This window comes from Thermoleptolyngbya oregonensis NK1-22 (genome assembly GCF_032705245.1).
Lineage (GTDB): Bacteria > Cyanobacteriota > Cyanobacteriia > Elainellales > Elainellaceae > Thermoleptolyngbya > Thermoleptolyngbya sichuanensis.
In genome coordinates, this window is sequence record NZ_CP053540.1 from 4,956,630 (window position 1) to 4,973,024 (window position 16,395).

A 16,395-nucleotide genomic window follows, 5' to 3' on the forward strand; every position below is an offset into this window, starting at 1 on the left:
GCAAATTTTCGCTTCTAGTTTTCTAAAGGCACAGGGGCGAATCCTTGCTACAGTTGGGCGTAAGCGCCGAAAAGAGCGCCTGCGCCTTTTTTGTTTGTTTTGCCCAACTTGCTATGCTGCTCTTTCTCCAAGTCGTTCTCTGCGTCAGCTTGGTGGTGTGGGTGGGGGCGCGGCTGTCGCAGAGTGCCGATGTGCTGGCAGAAAAGACCGGGCTAGGGCGCAGTTGGGTCGGCGCAATCTTGTTGGCAGGGGCGACCTCGCTGCCAGAACTGGCCAGCGGCATCAGCGCAGTGGCGCTGTTTCAAGTCCCCGATTTGGCGGTGGGCGGCGTGCTGGGAAGCTGCCTGTTTAACCTGCTGATTTTGGTAATTGTGGACATTTTTACGGGGCCAGAACCGCTGCTGCGACAAGTGCAGGTGAGTCATGGGCTATCGGCAGGTCTGGGCTGCGTTATGCTGGGCACGGCAGCGGCGGGTATTTTGCTGGCGGAGCGGGGCGTGGATCTAACGCTGGGATGGGTTGCGCTGCCGAGTGTGCTGCTGCTGCTGCTATATGCTGTGAGTGCCCGGTTGATTGCTCAGTTTGAACTGCGCCGCCGCACCCAACTGCGAGAGGAGGAAGCCGAAACCTTGCAGTATGGTCATATTTCGCAGCGGCGAGCCTATAGCACCTTTGGGCTGCTGGCGATCGCCATTGTGGCGCTGGGCATCTGGCTGGCCGCTCTGGGCGATCGCGTGGCTGTGGTTACGGGGCTGGGAGAAAGCTTTGTTGGGGCGCTGCTGCTGGCGGCGGCCACCTCCTTGCCCGAAGTTGTGTCGTCGCTGACGGCGATTCGCCTGAATGCCGCTGACCTAGCAGTGTCCAATATTTTTGGCTCTAACCTGTTCAATTTGGCGATTCTGGGCATTTACGACGTGGCTTATTTACGCGGCAGTTTGTTTAGCGAAATCAACCATCCGATTCATGCCTTCACCACCGTCATTGCCATCATGATGACGGCGATCGCCCTGGTGGGGCTGATCTATCGAGCCAGTAAGCGATCGCGCCTGCACCTAACCTGGGACGGCGTGGCGATTTTGCTGCTCTATGTTGGCGGGATGTATGCGATCTATCGGGGGTAAGGCAGCAGAAGCGAAGGGGGCCTGAAAGCAAGCACCCTGCTCACCCTTGAATCTCATCCTTCAAACTTGGCCCTTCTGTCAAAAACGGCCCGCTCAGCATCAGCGCCGTTTTGGCATCCAGGGTTCCAGTGACGCTGAGGCCAGCGGACTGCTGAAATCGGCGAAGCGCCGCGTTAATAGTGGCATGGTCGATGGTATCGTTGGCGATCGCGCTGCTAGGGTTCAGGTAGCCCAGGCGCGTCAGGTAGTCCCGCACTTGCGCCGCAGACAGCACCACCTCCTCTGGGCGAAAGAACGGGACGTATTCTCGTCGCCAGATCCGCTGAAACTGCTGGCGATTGAGGCGATAGATCCGCCCCCAGGCAGGGTCAGCAATGGTGGCAGTGTCATCGCTGAGGGACAGCAGCGCAATTGCGTGGGGCGATCGCCGACCACCCCGATTAAAAAGCCAGCTTGCCAGCACGCCGGGTCGGTTAATTCGCTGCATCTGCTCCCAAGTTGCGCCCGTAATCTCCAGCCCGTCCATCTTGAGCTGGTGCGCGGCGGTAATCAACTGCGGCATGGAGGTTCCCAGGCGGCTGGTGCCTGCCAGCTTTGCCACGCTCGATTCGGTTTCCTCCAGCCCCCAGCGGCGCAGCACTGTGGCCATCGCAGCAGGCGCACAACTGCTGGTGGAGGTTTGCTGAAACACGCCATTAGGGCGCAAGTTATCATCCAGCGTGGAATAAATCGGAGCCAGCAGATAGGCCTCGGCCGCTGTAAAGCTTCCCAGCCCAATCAGCCCAATCAGCACAACCGCAATCACCTGCAAACGGCGCGTGTGCCAGCTCACCACAAACGCCACACCGCAGATACCCAGCAGGATAATCCGCATCGCCGCCCAAGACACCTGCATTCCCGATACGCGCCACGCCAGCGGCAGCCATTGCCACTGGGGAATATACAGCGCCAGCAGCAGTAGAGCAATGTAAATTCCTAAAAAAGCCAGCGATACGGAGGTTTTTCCCTTAAACAGGTCATTTGCTGTTGCTCCCTTTCGCAACAGCAGCCGCCCAAACCGAATGCCCCACCAAAAGGCAAGCCCGCCGAGCAGAATGGTGCTAGCAATTCCCAAAGACATGAGCAACAGCGCAGGTAGAGGTTGACCGGAGGTTCACAGCGAGACTCAGCGGAAAATCGGCAGCGAGATCGGGGGCAAGATCGGGACAAGATCGGGGGCAAGATTGGGGGCAAGATCGGGACAAGATCGGGGGGCGAGATCGACTCAGTGAGCGTTTACAGTCAGTTTGCCGCACTAGCTTCAGAGTGCCCAGTTTGGTGGGCGATCGCCATTTCGGAAAACTTTTTCGCCTATTTTCCGGCGCTCGTCTCCCTCAATTGCTGAAACGCCAGAGGGGCGATTTCTGAAACGCGAGAAGGGCGATCGCCCCTCCGGTCAGCGTGACTGGATGCGATAGATCTGGCGATAGATCTGATGATTCCCCTACAGTTTCTCAAGGATACCGAGGGCGATCGCCCATGAGTCTGGGGTGCGGCTAACGGTAAGATCGCATTAAGAATTCCTAAACTGTATCTCGAATGCTAAATACCCTTGATGCCAATGCCGTTCTGGAGGTATTGCGCCCTGTCCAAGACCCAGAGCTACGCAAAAGCCTAGTGGAGCTAAACATGATCCGCAACGTCACCGTGGCAGAGGGTGAGGTGCGGTTTACGCTGGTGCTAACAACGCCCGCCTGCCCGCTGCGCCAGTTCATTGTGGAAGACTGCGAGCGAGCGGTGAAAACGCTACCCGGTGTTCAGGCGGTGGTGGTGGACGTGACGGCCGAAACGCCCCAGCAAAAGGCCCTGCCAGACCGAACCGGTATCGACGGTGTCAAAAATATCATTGCCGTTTCCAGCGGCAAGGGTGGTGTCGGCAAAAGCACCGTCACCGTGAATGTGGCCGTGGCGCTGGCTCAGGCGGGCGCAAAGGTGGGGCTGCTGGATGCCGATATCTATGGGCCCAACACGCCGACGATGCTGGGACTGACGCAGGCGGAGGTGAAGGTGCAGCCGGGGCCCCAGGGCGAAATCCTGGAACCCGTGTTTAACTACGGCGTAAAGCTGGTGTCGATGGGCTTTTTGATCGACCCGGATCAGCCCGTGATCTGGCGCGGGCCAATGCTAAACGGCATCATCCGCCAGTTCCTCTATCAGGTGCAGTGGGGCGAGTTGGACTATCTGCTGGTAGACATGCCCCCCGGCACGGGCGACGCGCAACTGACGCTGGCCCAAGCCGTGCCGATGGCGGGCGCGGTGATTGTAACTACGCCGCAAACGGTGGCGCTGCAAGATGCGCGGCGCGGCCTGCGGATGTTTCAGCAGCTTCAAGTTCCCGTGCTGGGCATCGTGGAAAATATGAGCTACTTCATCCCGCCCGACCTGCCCGATCGCCAATACGATATTTTTGGTTCTGGCGGCGGCGAAAAAACAGCAAAAGAACTGGAACTGCCGCTGTTGGGCTGTGTGCCGCTGGAGATTCCGCTGCGGCAGGGGGGCGATCGCGGCATTCCGATTGTGGTGGAATACCCCGACTCGGCTTCGGCCGGGGCACTGAGGGCGATCGCCCAGCAAATGGCAGCCCGCGTGTCTGTTGCAGCGTTGAGCTAGAGTTCAGGGGTCTGAAGGGGCGCTTCTAGGGCTTGCTCTGCTCGATTGCCCGCTGCATGAAGATCTCCTGAGAGCTACGCACGGGTTCACCTTCTTTCGGTCGGCGCTGCGTATAGTTGCCGTCTGGCTGAAGCTCCCATGCCTGACGGTTATCACTCAGCGTCGTGTCGAGAATCTCCCGCAGCAGTTTTTTCAGCGCAGGGTCTTCGACGGGGGCGACAGCTTCCACCCGGCGATCGAGGTTACGCGGCATCCAGTCGGCGCTGCCGATGTAGTATTCTTCGTTGCCATCGTTGTGGAAGTTGAAAATGCGCGAGTGTTCTAAATAGCGCCCAATGACGCTAATCACCCGAATGCTTTCGCTGACGTTGGGAATTCCCGGCTTCAGGCAGCAAATCCCCCGCACAATCAGGTCGATTTCCACCCCAGCTTGCGACGCTTCGTACAGTTTGGCAATCATGCCCGGATCGACCAGAGAGTTCATCTTGGCAATGATCTTTGCGGGCTTGCCGGTCTTGGCGTGTTCAATTTCGCGCTGGATCAGCGCCGTCATGCGATCGCGCATATTCACAGGCGACACCAAAATCTTGCGATAGGAGTGCTGCCGTGAATAGCCCGTCAGGTAATTAAACAAATCGCTCAAATCCGCACCTAGTTCCTCGCGGCAGCTCAGCAGGCCCAGGTCGGTGTAGAGCTTGGCCGTCTTGGAATTGTAGTTGCCTGTGCCAATGTGGACATAGCGGCGAATCTCGTCCCCTTCCTGACGCACCACCAGCACCACCTTGGTATGAGTCTTTAGCCCCACCAGACCATAGACCACATGGATGCCCGACTGCTCAAGCTGCATCGCCCAGTTGATATTATTCTCTTCGTCAAACCGCGCCTTTAGCTCCACCAGCGCTGCGACCTGCTTGCCGTTTTCCGCCGCCTCGATCAGCGACTTCACAATCGGCGAATCGCCCGATGTGCGATACAGCGTCATCTTGATCGCCTGAACCTGGGGGTCGCGGGCCGCCTGGGCAATAAATTGCTCCACCGATCCGCTGAAAGACTCGTAGGGATGATGCACCAGCACATCATGACGGCGAATAATGGAGAAAATGTCTTCTCGCTCAGCATTGGCAGGCAGCAGATCCCCCGTAAACCGCAACTGACGCGGCGGCATCGGCGAAAAAGGCGCATCCTTAAGCGCAGGCAGCGGCAGCCCCGTCAGCGCAAACAAATCCTTCAGGTTGAGCAGCCCGTCGATCTCATACACTTCGTGAGGTTGTAGCTCTAGCTCATCTATCAACGTATCTTTCACCAACTGCGACGCATTAGACTGAATCTCCAGTCGCACAGGCGCTTCTGCCATCCGCCGCTTTTTCACCATGTCTTGAATCGCTTGCAGCAGATCCTCCGCCACTTCTTCGCGCAGTTCCACTTCTGTATCGCGGGTCAGCCGGAAGAGGGAATACTCCTGAATCGCCATGCCGGGAAACAGCATTTCTAGGTTATGCGCGATGACCTGCTCCACTGGAATGCCAACCCAGACTGCCTTTTTGCTGCCCTCTTGGCCAGGTTCCGCAGGCAGCTTTAGAAAGCGGGGCAGGCTGCTGGGCACTTTGACCCGCGCAAAATGCTCTTCGCCCGTCTGCTGATCCTTGACTATCACTGCCAAGCTGAGGCTGAGGTTCGACATGCGTGGAAACGGATGCCCCGGATCAACCGCCAGCGGGGTCAGAACCGGAAAAATCCGCTTTTCAAAATGATCTCGCACGTAGTTCCGCTGCTCCTGGCTCAAGTCGATATAGTCCAAGAGAAATACGCCATGCTCTTTCAGTGCAGGACGCAAAACCTTCTCGAAATAGCGATGCTGCTCTTCCACCATAGGCCGCAGGGTTTGGCTAATTTCCTCAAGCTGCTGTTGGGGGGTTCGCCCGTCTGGCGTTAGCGTCGTGATCCCTGCCTCAAGCTGGTCTTTCACGATCGCCACCCGCACCATAAAAAACTCGTCCAGGTTGGAGCTAAAAATTGCCAGAAACTTCAGGCGCTCCAGCAGCGGCGTGCGCTCGTCCAGCGCCTCGTGCAGCACCCGCCGATTAAACTCCAGCCAGCTTAGCTCACGGTTGATGTAATATTGCGGGTCGTTCAGGTTAACGGCAGACTTCGTGGCAGGGGCAGATTCTTTAACGTTTGTCATAGGGTTTACCAGCCAGTTTTAGCAGCTTGGATAGACAAAATCTGTATCAAACTGTATCTAGTTTTTGTGTCAAGAAGAGTATACAAACAGGGCTTAGTATTGCAGGCCACATCGCTTCTGCTCTGAATCTTGGGCTGCGTTTTGTCGGGTTTTGCAGCCAGCAAATTTTTCTAAAAATTTTTCTAACGGGCTATTACGGGCTATGTTTCAAATGCCTTGTGAGTCGGGGATTTAGCCCATTGCCAAGGTAATTAACACTTGATTAAAACTTGACTGCCGTTTTGTTGTGTCCTGCATTTTGGCCATACTTCGGCCATTTGGAAGATTTCCTTAACTTTTCAGACGTGGGTGAGCTAAACTCCTGAACTTTTCTGTAACGACAGCCCTTGGGCGATCGCCTATTCTAGGTTCCATAAAGCAACCAGCGAGATAGAGCAGCTAGATAGAACAACGAGACAGAGCAACGAGATAAAGCAATTAGCTATCCATTTTGGGGCTTTTGCCACACGCAACGCTCTGCATCTGTACTTAGGTTACGCATCGTGATTCCGCATCGTGATTCCGTAAGTAATTCGCATAGCATTTGGAGCAAGCCAATGAACGCTAAAACTCTCTCTTCAGAATCCCTCCGAACCACTCTCTCGGGACGCAGAAATTACGGCTTTGCCGCGTTATTTAGCAAGACGTTTTGGGCGATCGCCCGCACCCTAATGGTACAAGACGAAATCAAAGTTTCCATTCAGCAGCTACGCAATGGCGAACAGGTTTGGCACGTCTATGATCCCATGATTGGACACACAGAAAGTTTCCTCTCGGAAATAGAAGCGCTGCGCTGGATTGAGGGAAAGTCCCGACGTTACTCCGCGATCGAGAACTAAACCGATCGGAGTTTGTTCGCCGATAAATCACGGCGAATGGATTTCTGGCGATCGCACATTTGCATTCAATTTGTCTAGAATCTGTCTAAGGTTAGATTTAAGTGAAATCGTGTCTGACGAATTGGGTCGGGCACGATTTTTGTGTTATGTTATGCACGCCAACGGATGCACTTTTGGGTTGAACTTTGACTAAAAATTGCTCAGGCCTGTTTGACAGACCCGACCGAATCTAGCTGAAACCTTTTCTGACTAAATCCGTCAGGTTTCCCTGTTCAAGGACTTTGGCTAGACATCGGGCGGCGCTGAATGCGTTGCGATTTATGCAATTCACGCAATTCGCTCTGGTCTGAGAGGGTGTTTGAAAAGGTATCGCCTGTAATGTTAAGCACTCAGAGATCCCCCCTAGCCCCCCTTATAAAGGGGGGAAACCACCTTAAAGTCCCCCTTTTCAAGGGGGATTTAGGGGGATCTTGCACGCTTTGCTACAAACAGTAGGACTTTTCAAACATCCTCTGAATATTGAGAACTTTTCAAACATCCTCTGAATATTGACATCTGAAATCCAAAGCTACTTTTTCCCCTTAGACAGGCTATGGCTATTCGACTAAACCGCGCTGCCAATCAACTCGCCAACCGATTGCTGGAAAGTGACCTGGCAAAAAGCGTTGCCGATTTTCTTCAGGATCTGGACTTGTCTGATATTAATCTGGGCGACGTGTTTGGCAATATCTCGCTCGAAGATTGGACAGACGATCTGCGGAGTGGCATAGAAAGCGCGATCGATGCCTTTTCCAAAGATTTCAACTTTACCAAACTGGTTGGGAATATCGACGATTTGTTTGGCGGCGTGGACTTGTCCGACGTTAACTTTGATGCGCTGCTGAAGGACGTGCTAGGAGACATCAGCCTGAATCGGCTAGTCAAGGATTTGGAGCAACTCCTCGACTCAGTGGACGTAGAAGATTTGTTTAACGACTCTATTGACACGAGTGACTGGGGCGAACTGGCAAAGCGCGTGCGGGCGATCGCCAGCGATGTGTTCGACGACTTTTCGACCGGGCTTGCTCAGCTAGACTTGGGCGATCGCGCAGCGGATCTGCTCCGGGGCAGCAGCGCCAGCAATATTCTGAGCGGACTTGGCGGGGGCGATCGCCTGCTGGGGCTGGGCGGCGCAGACATCTTGCTAGGCGGCAATGGCAACGACATCCTGCTGGGCGGCGCAGGCAACGACGTGCTGTTTGGCGGGCTGGGCAGGTCACTGCTGACGGGCGGCAGAGGCTCAGACCTGTTTGCGCTCGCAGTGGGCAGAGGGTTTGCCACAATTACCGACTATCGCAGCGGCAGCGATGCGCTAACCGTGCTGGGCGATGTGGCAATAGAAAGCCTGAGGCTGCGTCAGCGGGGGGCAGACGCGGTGATTCGCTATGGCCCCGACGTGCTGGCAGTGCTGACGGGCGTAGACGTGCGAAACCTCAGCCTGAGCGATTTTGTCTAACGGCTAACCTGCTTGGGCCATAGCGCACACACCAAGCGCCACAGCCTCGCAAAGTGCTGAACTGAGCAATCCAAAATCGCCAATCCAAAATCCAGAATCGCTAATCCAAAATCCCCTACATCGCTGCAAGCTGCTGGGCGATCGCCCCCGCATCCACCGCCCGTCCGATAAACACCAGCCGCGTTTGCCGCGCTTCGTTTGGTCGCCAGGGGCGATCGTAGAACTGCTCGAAGCGACTGCCCACGCCCTGTACTACCATCCGCATCGGTTTTTGGGGCACGGCCACAAAGCCCTTGATGCGGTAGATTTCTTGGGACTGCACTAGCGCTTCGAGCGATCGCCGCAATGCGTCTGGATCAAACTCGCGGTTCAAAATGACGTGGGTGGAGTCGATTTCGTCGTCGTGGTCGTGGTCTTCTTCGTGGTCGTGGTGGCTGGGACGGGCTTCCAGGTTGTCTTCCACCGCTGCATTGAAGCCCAGCAGCAGGTCGGCGGGTAACTGGCCGCGATCGCTCTGCACCAGCTTCACGGCGCGGGGTAGCTCCGTCTGCACCCGGTCAACCACCTGGTTCACTGCGTCTGCCGTTACCAGATCAGTCTTATTCAGCACCACTAGATCGGCGCAGGCAAGCTGGTCTTCAAACAGTTCCTCCAGCGGCGTTTCATGATCCAGGCTGGGGTCTGCTTGCCGCTGGGCAGCGACGGCATCTGGGTCATGGGCCAGCGCCCCGGTCAAAACGGCTTCGCAGTCTACCACTGTCACCACGCCGTCCACCGTTGCTGCATTGCGAATTTCGGGCCAGCGAAACGCCTGCACCAGCGGCTTGGGCAGCGCCAGTCCTGAGGTTTCAATCAAAATGTGGTCGAGGCGATCGCGCCGCTTTAGCAACTCCTGCATCGTCGGCAAAAACTCTTCCTGCACGGTGCAACAGAGGCAGCCGTTGGTTAGCTCGACAATATTTGCGCTGGACTCGTCTGCGGCCTGCCCTGGCTCCTCATCGCACACTTGGCAGTCGCGCAGCAAGTCGCCGTCGATGCCCAATTCGCCAAACTCGTTTACCAGCACGGCAATGCGCCGCCCCTGATTATTTTGCAGCAGGTGGCGAATCAGCGTGGTCTTGCCGCTGCCGAGAAATCCGGTGATGATCGTGACGGGAATTTTTGCTGCCATAGTGAAAATTTGGATTATTAAAGCCAGTGCCAGACGGGCCATGCTCAGCGACTTTGGAGTTTGGATTTTGGATTGCCAGTCTGGTGTTTGCGGGGTGTGCGGATCTTCCACGTATAGCGCCCCGCAAGAGATAACGCCCCGCAGGAGATAGCGCCCCGCAGGAGATAGCGCCCCGCAGGAGAATAGATAGAAGCCCAAATATCTTACCCGCTTGCGATACGATTCCGCAGCAAATGCAGATTTGCTTGAGAAATGAGATTTGAGAAATGGGGCCGGCTGTGAATAAAGTAGGGAGTATCGCGCTGTGAAGGAGAGTTTTGGAATGGCTGGCAAACCGTTTGGGGGACAAAACTGGGGCAAAAGGTCAGTCTGGCAGGGGGTGGGGGCAATTCCCGCAGAGAGCGCTTTGCGAATCGCGCTGAGTGGGTTGCTGAGCGGGTTGCTGAGTGTGCTGTTGGGCGGGGTGCTGTGGCTGGGGGTGCTAACGCCGCAAGCGAGGGCGATCGCCAGTCCAGCGAACGTGGGTCTGGTCAGCGAAGTGCAGGTTCACCTGGGCGATGCATCAGAGGCGCTAAAGTTTGTGCCCGATCATCTGGAATTTACCGCCGGACGAAAATACAAGCTCGTTCTCGATAATCCCAGTTCCCAGAAGCACTATTTCACCGCCAAAGACTTTGCCGACAGCGTGTGGACGCAGAAGGTGGAGGCCGGGAATGTCGAAATCAAAGGCGCAATTCACGAGCTAGAGCTAAAACCCGGAGCCGTTGCAGAGTGGGTATTTGTGCCGCAGCGACCGGGCACTTATGACCTGCGCTGCGTGATAGCAGGACACGCCGAAGCGGGCATGGTAGGCGAGATTGTGATTACGCCCTGATCCACCGAAAATCGCTATAAAATCGCTTGATTAGCCGCATAAACCGCTTGATTAGCCGCGCAGCGCCAGCAGCACGCTGATCAGCAAAATCGCTCCTAGGATGACCCACGCCAAATGTCGCTGAAGCCAGCTTTTTACCAAACTGCTGGCGCTGGGACGATATACAGAACTGGTCAGCGGCCGCAGTTGGTTTGTATAAAGCGTACACTCCCGCGCATGGGGCCGCTGGGGATAGTTGCAGGAATCGTCGTGGTGGTATACGCAGGTGTCGCACAGCGCCGCCTCGCCCTCTGCCCGATAGAGCGGCACCCCCGGATGCCCAAACGCCTTCAGCGTCGTGCGGCAATGGGGACAGGCGATCGCCGTCGTCTCAACAGGCTGGCGGCATTTGGGACACTCTGGCATAGCAGCTTAGCAAGCAGGCATTGGGGGCAGCAGACGCTTTAACACGCGGGTACGCGGGCAAACTTTCGCACCTGGTATGCCTTTGACTCTAGCAATTGATAGGTGTTCTGGCCCATCGCTTCGCTAAAACGAGCTTCTACCGCTGCCAGCCGAGCTTCGGGAATGGAATACCACTGCTCAAAGCTTTCCCAGTGAACCACCGTAATCACTTCCCGCGGATTCTCAGGGCTGATCCAGACCTCCTTTCCCAAAAAGCCGCCATATTCCGATAATGCCGTTGTCCAAATTTCGGCATCCTGCTGCACAAACCGCTCCCGCGCTTCAGGCGACACATCAAACCGCAACCATTCAATAACCACGCTGTCACCTTCAAATCTCATCATTTTTGATTGACCGGGGATATTGTCTGGATGGACTATTTCCAGACAGACCCAGTTAAGCTGCTTTTGCCTGCAACTAACCTAGCGAAATTATGGGTCTAGAGACTCTTCTGAATGGATGAATTTTGAAGGAGTGCGTTTGAGGTGAAGTGTGACTTTGAGGCTATTGTGGATCAATTTAAGGCAAGTTTAAGGAAGATTTAAGGCAAAGGCGTGCCAGGATAAACTTCGGGTGTCCGCAAGATGTCCACAGGGTATCCACCATAAAATCTGTTATTAAGCCTGTCCCACGGACGGTATTCCTGCAACATTGGGGAGGCTAACCTCACCCGAACGCCGGAGCAAGTTTGACAGAATAAAGCAGGATGATTAGCCAGCTTTTTTGCCGTCGCCAGCTTTCTGCCGTTGCATAGAGTTCTGTTGCGCGTCTGGGTTTGCTGCTGGTTTTGAAATCTCTACGAAATCTCTGCGAAGTCTCTGCGTTGTAACCCTTAAAAACTATGGACAATAACAACCTGATCCAACAATTGCTCATGCTCGGCATTGGCACTACCTCTCTGGTTGCCGAGAAGCTGAAGGAAGTCGGCGACGAGTGGGTGCGCGAGGGCCGACTCAACCCTGATCAGGTCAACGGGCTGATGAACGACCTGATGCAGCAGATCAAGTCGGAGCAGGGAAACTTTGAAGCACAGATGCAGCGGCAGATGCGGCAGGTCTTGCAGGATCTCGGTGTGCCCCGGCAAAACGAAATGGACGAGCTGCGCGGACGGCTGGATCGGCTGGAGCGGCAGGTGCGCGACCTGGAAAACAAGCTCTGGCGATAGTGAAGTTTTAGAAATATCGACGTTCTGACCTCGCTCTGAATCTTGGAAGCCCGATTCCAACCTCCTAGCGCGATCGCCCCTCCGCGATCGCCCCTCCGCAATCGCCCCATCCGCGATCGCCCCATCCGCGATCGCCCGATCCGCAATCGGTATACACTGGGGAGTGGCTGACTTGGTAATCCTGCTGCGGGAGGGTTCTATGCGAGAGATTCTGATTAGCTTTGGGGTCATGGTGCTGTGCTGTGTGGTGCTACTGGTGGCGCAGTTCACCGGGTCGCGGCAAGCGGCGATCGCCGACTCTGCCCAGCCGTCTGCCCCTGCCGCAGCAAAGTCTGGCATTGTGAAGTCGGACACCGTGCTGCTGGCTCAGGCGGGCGCGGCTGATCTTATCAACCCAGGAGAAGATTCTGTGAGCGCACCTTTGGGAGACGATGCGGCGGTGGTGACGACCGAATCGGGCTTGAAGTATGTGGATTTGGTCGAAGGGACGGGCGCACAGCCCCAGGCCGGACAAACCGTGATCGTCCACTATACGGGCACGCTGGAAGACGGCACCAAGTTCGACAGTTCGCGCGATCGCAACCAGCCCTTTTCGTTCCGACTGGGGGTGGGTCAGGTGATTCGCGGTTGGGACGAAGGGCTAAGCACGATGCGCGTCGGCGGCCGTCGCCAACTGATTATTCCGCCCGAACTGGGCTATGGCGCACGGGGCGCGGGCGGCGTGATTCCCCCCAATGCCACGCTGGTCTTTGATGTAGAACTGCTGCGGATCGGCGGCTGAGGTCACGCTGATTTGTCGGCAACTCTGGCCCATGCAGCAATTCATGTGGCAATCCATGCGGCGATATCTGACCCAGCGCGATCGCCTATTTTGGTTCGCTCGGCGCAGCTTGCAGCGGGCAGCTTTGTGCTGTGTGGTGGGTTGGCTTAGCCTGATGCTGGCGATCGCCCCCAGCAGTTTTGCGCCTGCCGCAGCCCAAGTTCCCCTGCCCACCACCTCCACGGCTGCTGACCCCACTCGCCCGCCGGATGCAATAGAGCGCGTGGGAAATTTGGAATGGGGCATGGTGCGGTTTGAGGGCAAGCCCTTGTTTGCCGTGACGGGGCTGACGGTGCGCGATCGCCGCAATCCGGGCGACCGGGTTCCCGTCGAAGACCGCATCGCCACGATTCAGTCCAACCTGAGATGGGTGCTGGCCAGCAATCCGACCGAACGGGGCGGCGCAGGCATGGCATGGCTCTTTCAAACCCCAACCCTCGACCCCAATACGCTGCGAGTCGAGGCAGATTCCCTGCGCGACGGAACCGTGCTGACGGTGCGCGATGCCAACTCTCCGCCCCAGCCGCTGCTGACCGTCACGCCGCTCGATGCCCAGTTTCACCGCCGCAGCGTGCCGCAACTGGCGGAGGAATGGCAGCAGATTTTGCAGCGGGAACTAACCCAGTCCATTGAAATTCGTCAGCCTGCGGCGATTCAGCGCCAAACCCTGATTGCCCAGGCGATCGCCCTGGCTATGATTGGCACCAGTTTTCTGCTGTGGCTAGTGCAGCGCTGGCTGAAACGTCGCCGCGATCGCCTGCAAGCCCGCCGCAAAGCCGCCAGAACCGCCATGCGGGCCGATGTCACCTACGCAGCGGCGGTCAATCTCAAGGATGATCCGCTGGCTGCGCCCAACTCCACGCCCCCCACTGCTGATGCAGAACTCCTGTCCCCGCGCTACGCCACGTTGGACAGCCCGATAGACAGCAGAAGCTCATCTAGCTCCTTTGGCAGTGCCCTAACCGACAGCAGCCCCCCAGCGCAATTCACAAAACAATCCCGGTGGGAATCGCCCCAATCCCTGAATACCCCCACCCCCCCTGCCGCTCCCCCATACTCTCCCTCCTGGCTCGATGCCCTCCGCCGCATCTTCACCCTCGATCGACGACTCAGTGCCGTCTCCTTCCTGCAATGGCTCGCCTTTTGGGGGCAAATCCTGATCTGGCTGGGTGGCATCGTGCTGATCGTGTCGCGCTTTCCCGGCACGTATACTCTGACGGAATCCATCTGGCTCAAGCCCCTCAGCCTGCTGCTGATCTGGTTTTTGGTGGGTCTGCTCAATCGGCTGGGCGACGCGCTGATCAACGGACTCTCCAACGCCTGGCAAGAAAATGACCTGTTCACCCCGGAAGAAGCCCAGCGGCGATCGCTCCGCATTTCCACCATCGTCACTGCCATGAAGGGGCTGAAGACCTTTTTGGTGTACCTCATGGGGTTGGGCTGGGCATTTAGCGTGTTGGGGCTGCCTGTGGGATCGGTGCTGACCTTTGGTGCGGTGCTGGCCTTCGCGGCATCGCTGGCCTCGCAAAACCTGATTCGCGATTTGGTCAACGGGTTTTTGATTATTTCCGAAGATCAGTACGCCATTGGCGATGTCGTCACCATTGGCAACTCCACCGGACTAGTGGAAAACATGAACCTGCGCGTGACGCAACTCCGCAACGGCGACGGGCGGCTGATCACGATTCCCAACAGCATGGTCGATCGGGTCGAGAACCAGACGCGCCTGTGGTCGCGGGTGGATTTGATCATCACGGTCGCCTACGACAGCAATATCGAGCATGTGCTGTCGGTCATTCGCGACGTGGCGCAGGGCCTGTACGACGACCCGCAGTGGCGCGATAAGTTTTATAACCCGCCGCAGGTGTTGGGCGTAGAAACGCTGTCCCATGAAGGGATTTCAATTCGCGTGTGGCTGGATACGCAGCCAATGCAGCAGTTCGCGGTGGGGCGCGAGTTTCGCCTGCGGGTGCGAATCGCCTTCGAGAAAAACGGCATCGACATCGGAATGCCACAGCAGCTATTCCGCAGCCCCCACGCTCATGAGGAGTTGCCTAACCACCTTTTTGATGAGCCTGGTGACGAGCCTGGTAACGAGCCTGGTGATAAGCCTGGAGCGCGGGAGGACAGCGCTCGAAGCAGTGCTGAGCCTTCCTCTTGATCCACAGCAAATTGGGCAGAAGGGCGATCGCCCAACCCATTTGCCCAAGGCCAGTCGCAACGCCGCCCTTCACAAATCTCTACACCCAGAGGGCGATCGCCCTCGTTAGTTCCAGCCTTTGGTGGGAACATTAAGCTCAAAGCAACTCAGCGCTGGAGTCAGTCGTGCTGCAACCCAGTCGGCAGCAGGTCAGTATGTCCTGATTTAGCCCCGTTGCAAACAACACACAACATTACAATTCAAAAATCAAATTCGGACGCTGTATAACCTTTACTAAATGTGCCGGATCTGATTCCTGTTCCCCCTTACTCCCCGCAATCCACTATGGTGAACGCCATTCAGAACCCAACCAAACAGCGGAACCCGAAGAAGCACAACCACTACGGCTTCCGCGACTTTTTCCAGTTTGACCCCGACAAGGGCACGATTGTGGACTGGAACGGCAGTCAAAACCTGCTCACCACCGAAGATTTCATCATTGGTCTGGTGGAAGGGCTGGAGGAAGAAGTGGGCGATGCTTCCGCCGCCACAATGTACACGATTGGGTGCGAATGGGGACAAAAAGACGCTTTCTTCTTTGAAAAGTGGTTTGAAAAAGAATTCGACCGCAACATTCGCCAGACCAATCTGCTGTTCTTGCTGGAAACCTGGTGGTGGCCCTTCACCTCGCAGGGCTGGGGACGCTGGGAAGTGGACATGGGCGATCGCAAGCAGGGCTTCATGTTCATCAATATCTTCGACTCGGCCGTGGCGCGGACGCTGGGCGACGTGGGCAAACCCGTTTGCTATCTCTACGCTGGCCTGTTTGCAGGCTTCTTTACCGAACTGGTGAAAAAGCAACTGAGCTGCATCGAAATCCAGTGCTACTCGATGGGCGAAACCTACTGCAAGTTTCTGCTGGGCGGACAGGATCGCATCGATGCCGCCACCTTCTGGATGAACGAGGGCGCGACGGCGCGAGACATTGAAAAACGGCTGCGCTCAGGAGATCGGCTGAAATGAACCCCACTGCCCTGATGGAACGCAACGGATTTAGCAAGCCCGCCAGTGCCGAACCCAAACCCACGTCCTGGCTGCACCAAACCACCCACAGCTTTTTTAGCAGCATCAACTGGGACGACAACCCGCCTGAAGTGGAGCAGGTACGCCTGGATGCGACCAGCAGCGACGGCCCGCTGAGCCTGATGCTGACGGTGCGCCAGTTCTTTACCTCAGTGAACTGGGATGGTGCATCCAGCAGAAGCGCGATCGCCCCCGAAGTCGATCTGCCCCTCTCCAGCGAGCCACCCCAGCCCGCCGCCAATGCCTTCACCCTCGACGACTTCTCCGACCTCTTCTAACCCACTCTCTCTAAGTTAAGCCCTCTTTCCCCCCACCTTATCTAAAGAACGAAGAACGAAGAACGAAAAACGAAAACCCAAACTCCTTCCCTCTT

Annotated in this window: 17 protein-coding genes; 12 read left to right on the forward strand and 5 right to left on the reverse strand. The window is 56.6% G+C overall.

All coding sequences use genetic code 11. The features are described from left to right. Positions 1-113 precede the first annotated feature (113 nt). Positions 114-1,121: a sodium:calcium antiporter gene (locus HNI00_RS20665; RefSeq protein WP_316789080.1), complete on the forward strand. Its 1,008-nt coding sequence runs from the start codon at positions 114-116 to the stop codon at positions 1,119-1,121. Positions 1,122-1,161: 40 nt separating this feature from the next. Here the strand turns inward: HNI00_RS20665 and HNI00_RS20670 are convergent, their stop codons facing one another. Beyond that, the gene (locus tag HNI00_RS20670; protein WP_316789082.1) at positions 1,162-2,241 is read right to left on the reverse strand and encodes a cysteine peptidase family C39 domain-containing protein; all 1,080 of its coding nucleotides are present in this window, start codon (positions 2,239-2,241) and stop codon (positions 1,162-1,164) included. Positions 2,242-2,699: 458 nt separating this feature from the next. On the opposite strand from HNI00_RS20670, the gene HNI00_RS20675 reads away from it, so the two are divergent. Beyond that, complete coding sequence (locus HNI00_RS20675; protein ID WP_316789084.1) at positions 2,700-3,770, forward strand: Mrp/NBP35 family ATP-binding protein; 1,071 nt, start codon at positions 2,700-2,702, stop codon at positions 3,768-3,770. A 25-nt stretch (positions 3,771-3,795) separates the two neighbouring features. On the opposite strand, the gene ppk1 is transcribed toward HNI00_RS20675, so the two are convergent. Next, on the reverse strand, positions 3,796-5,952 hold the full coding sequence (ppk1, locus tag HNI00_RS20680) for a polyphosphate kinase 1 (protein ID WP_316789085.1): 2,157 nt from the start codon (positions 5,950-5,952) through the stop codon (positions 3,796-3,798). 596 nt (positions 5,953-6,548) lie between these two features. Here ppk1 and HNI00_RS20685 point away from each other — a divergent pair. Together HNI00_RS20685 and HNI00_RS20690 are read left to right on the forward strand one after the other, a co-directional pair. Next, on the forward strand, positions 6,549-6,830 hold the full coding sequence (locus HNI00_RS20685) for a hypothetical protein (RefSeq protein WP_316789087.1): 282 nt from the start codon (positions 6,549-6,551) through the stop codon (positions 6,828-6,830). 592 nt (positions 6,831-7,422) lie between these two features. Then, positions 7,423-8,325 (forward strand): calcium-binding protein, encoded by a 903-nt coding sequence (locus HNI00_RS20690; protein ID WP_316789089.1) that lies wholly within the window; start codon positions 7,423-7,425, stop codon positions 8,323-8,325. Between the two features lie 115 nt (positions 8,326-8,440). Here HNI00_RS20690 and cobW read toward each other — a convergent pair whose 3' ends face one another. Next, positions 8,441-9,496, reverse strand: coding sequence for a cobalamin biosynthesis protein CobW (cobW, locus tag HNI00_RS20695; RefSeq protein ID WP_316789091.1), 1,056 nt, complete (start codon positions 9,494-9,496; stop codon positions 8,441-8,443). A gap of 322 nt (positions 9,497-9,818) precedes the next feature. On the opposite strand from cobW, the gene HNI00_RS20700 reads away from it, so the two are divergent. Then, the gene (locus tag HNI00_RS20700) at positions 9,819-10,370 is read left to right on the forward strand and encodes a cupredoxin domain-containing protein (protein WP_316789092.1); all 552 of its coding nucleotides are present in this window, start codon (positions 9,819-9,821) and stop codon (positions 10,368-10,370) included. Positions 10,371-10,421: 51 nt separating this feature from the next. Here HNI00_RS20700 and HNI00_RS20705 read toward each other — a convergent pair whose 3' ends face one another. After that, entirely contained in the window at positions 10,422-10,775 is a 354-nt protein-coding gene (locus tag HNI00_RS20705) for a hypothetical protein (protein WP_316789094.1), read from the reverse strand. Positions 10,776-10,813: 38 nt separating this feature from the next. Then, on the reverse strand, positions 10,814-11,134 hold the full coding sequence (locus HNI00_RS20710; RefSeq protein ID WP_316789096.1) for a TIGR03792 family protein: 321 nt from the start codon (positions 11,132-11,134) through the stop codon (positions 10,814-10,816). A 521-nt stretch (positions 11,135-11,655) separates the two neighbouring features. On the opposite strand from HNI00_RS20710, the gene HNI00_RS20715 reads away from it, so the two are divergent. The 7 genes from HNI00_RS20715 to HNI00_RS20745 all read left to right on the forward strand — a co-directional run bounded on the left by HNI00_RS20715 (position 11,656) and on the right by HNI00_RS20745 (position 16,300). Beyond that, a complete protein-coding gene (locus HNI00_RS20715) occupies positions 11,656-11,979 on the forward strand; it encodes a phasin family protein (RefSeq protein WP_068509721.1) in 324 nt (107 codons plus the stop codon). A gap of 42 nt (positions 11,980-12,021) precedes the next feature. Further along, the gene (locus HNI00_RS20720; protein ID WP_316789100.1) at positions 12,022-12,150 is read left to right on the forward strand and encodes a hypothetical protein; all 129 of its coding nucleotides are present in this window, start codon (positions 12,022-12,024) and stop codon (positions 12,148-12,150) included. Positions 12,151-12,178: 28 nt separating this feature from the next. Continuing rightward, on the forward strand, positions 12,179-12,760 hold the full coding sequence (locus tag HNI00_RS20725) for an FKBP-type peptidyl-prolyl cis-trans isomerase (RefSeq protein ID WP_297089288.1): 582 nt from the start codon (positions 12,179-12,181) through the stop codon (positions 12,758-12,760). A gap of 31 nt (positions 12,761-12,791) precedes the next feature. Then, positions 12,792-14,960 carry a mechanosensitive ion channel family protein gene (locus HNI00_RS20730; RefSeq protein WP_316789105.1) on the forward strand — a complete coding sequence of 723 codons (2,169 nt, stop codon included), beginning with the start codon at positions 12,792-12,794 and terminating at the stop codon, positions 14,958-14,960. Continuing rightward, positions 14,941-15,069 (forward strand): hypothetical protein, encoded by a 129-nt coding sequence (locus HNI00_RS20735; protein ID WP_316789106.1) that lies wholly within the window; start codon positions 14,941-14,943, stop codon positions 15,067-15,069. The genes HNI00_RS20730 and HNI00_RS20735 overlap by 20 nt, the downstream gene beginning before the upstream one ends. Positions 15,070-15,284: 215 nt before the next feature. Further along, positions 15,285-15,962: a V4R domain-containing protein gene (locus HNI00_RS20740; RefSeq protein ID WP_068509716.1), complete on the forward strand. Its 678-nt coding sequence runs from the start codon at positions 15,285-15,287 to the stop codon at positions 15,960-15,962. Then, on the forward strand, positions 15,959-16,300 hold the full coding sequence (locus HNI00_RS20745) for a hypothetical protein (RefSeq protein ID WP_316789108.1): 342 nt from the start codon (positions 15,959-15,961) through the stop codon (positions 16,298-16,300). The genes HNI00_RS20740 and HNI00_RS20745 overlap by 4 nt, the downstream gene beginning before the upstream one ends. The last annotated feature ends 95 nt before the right edge of the window (positions 16,301-16,395 follow it).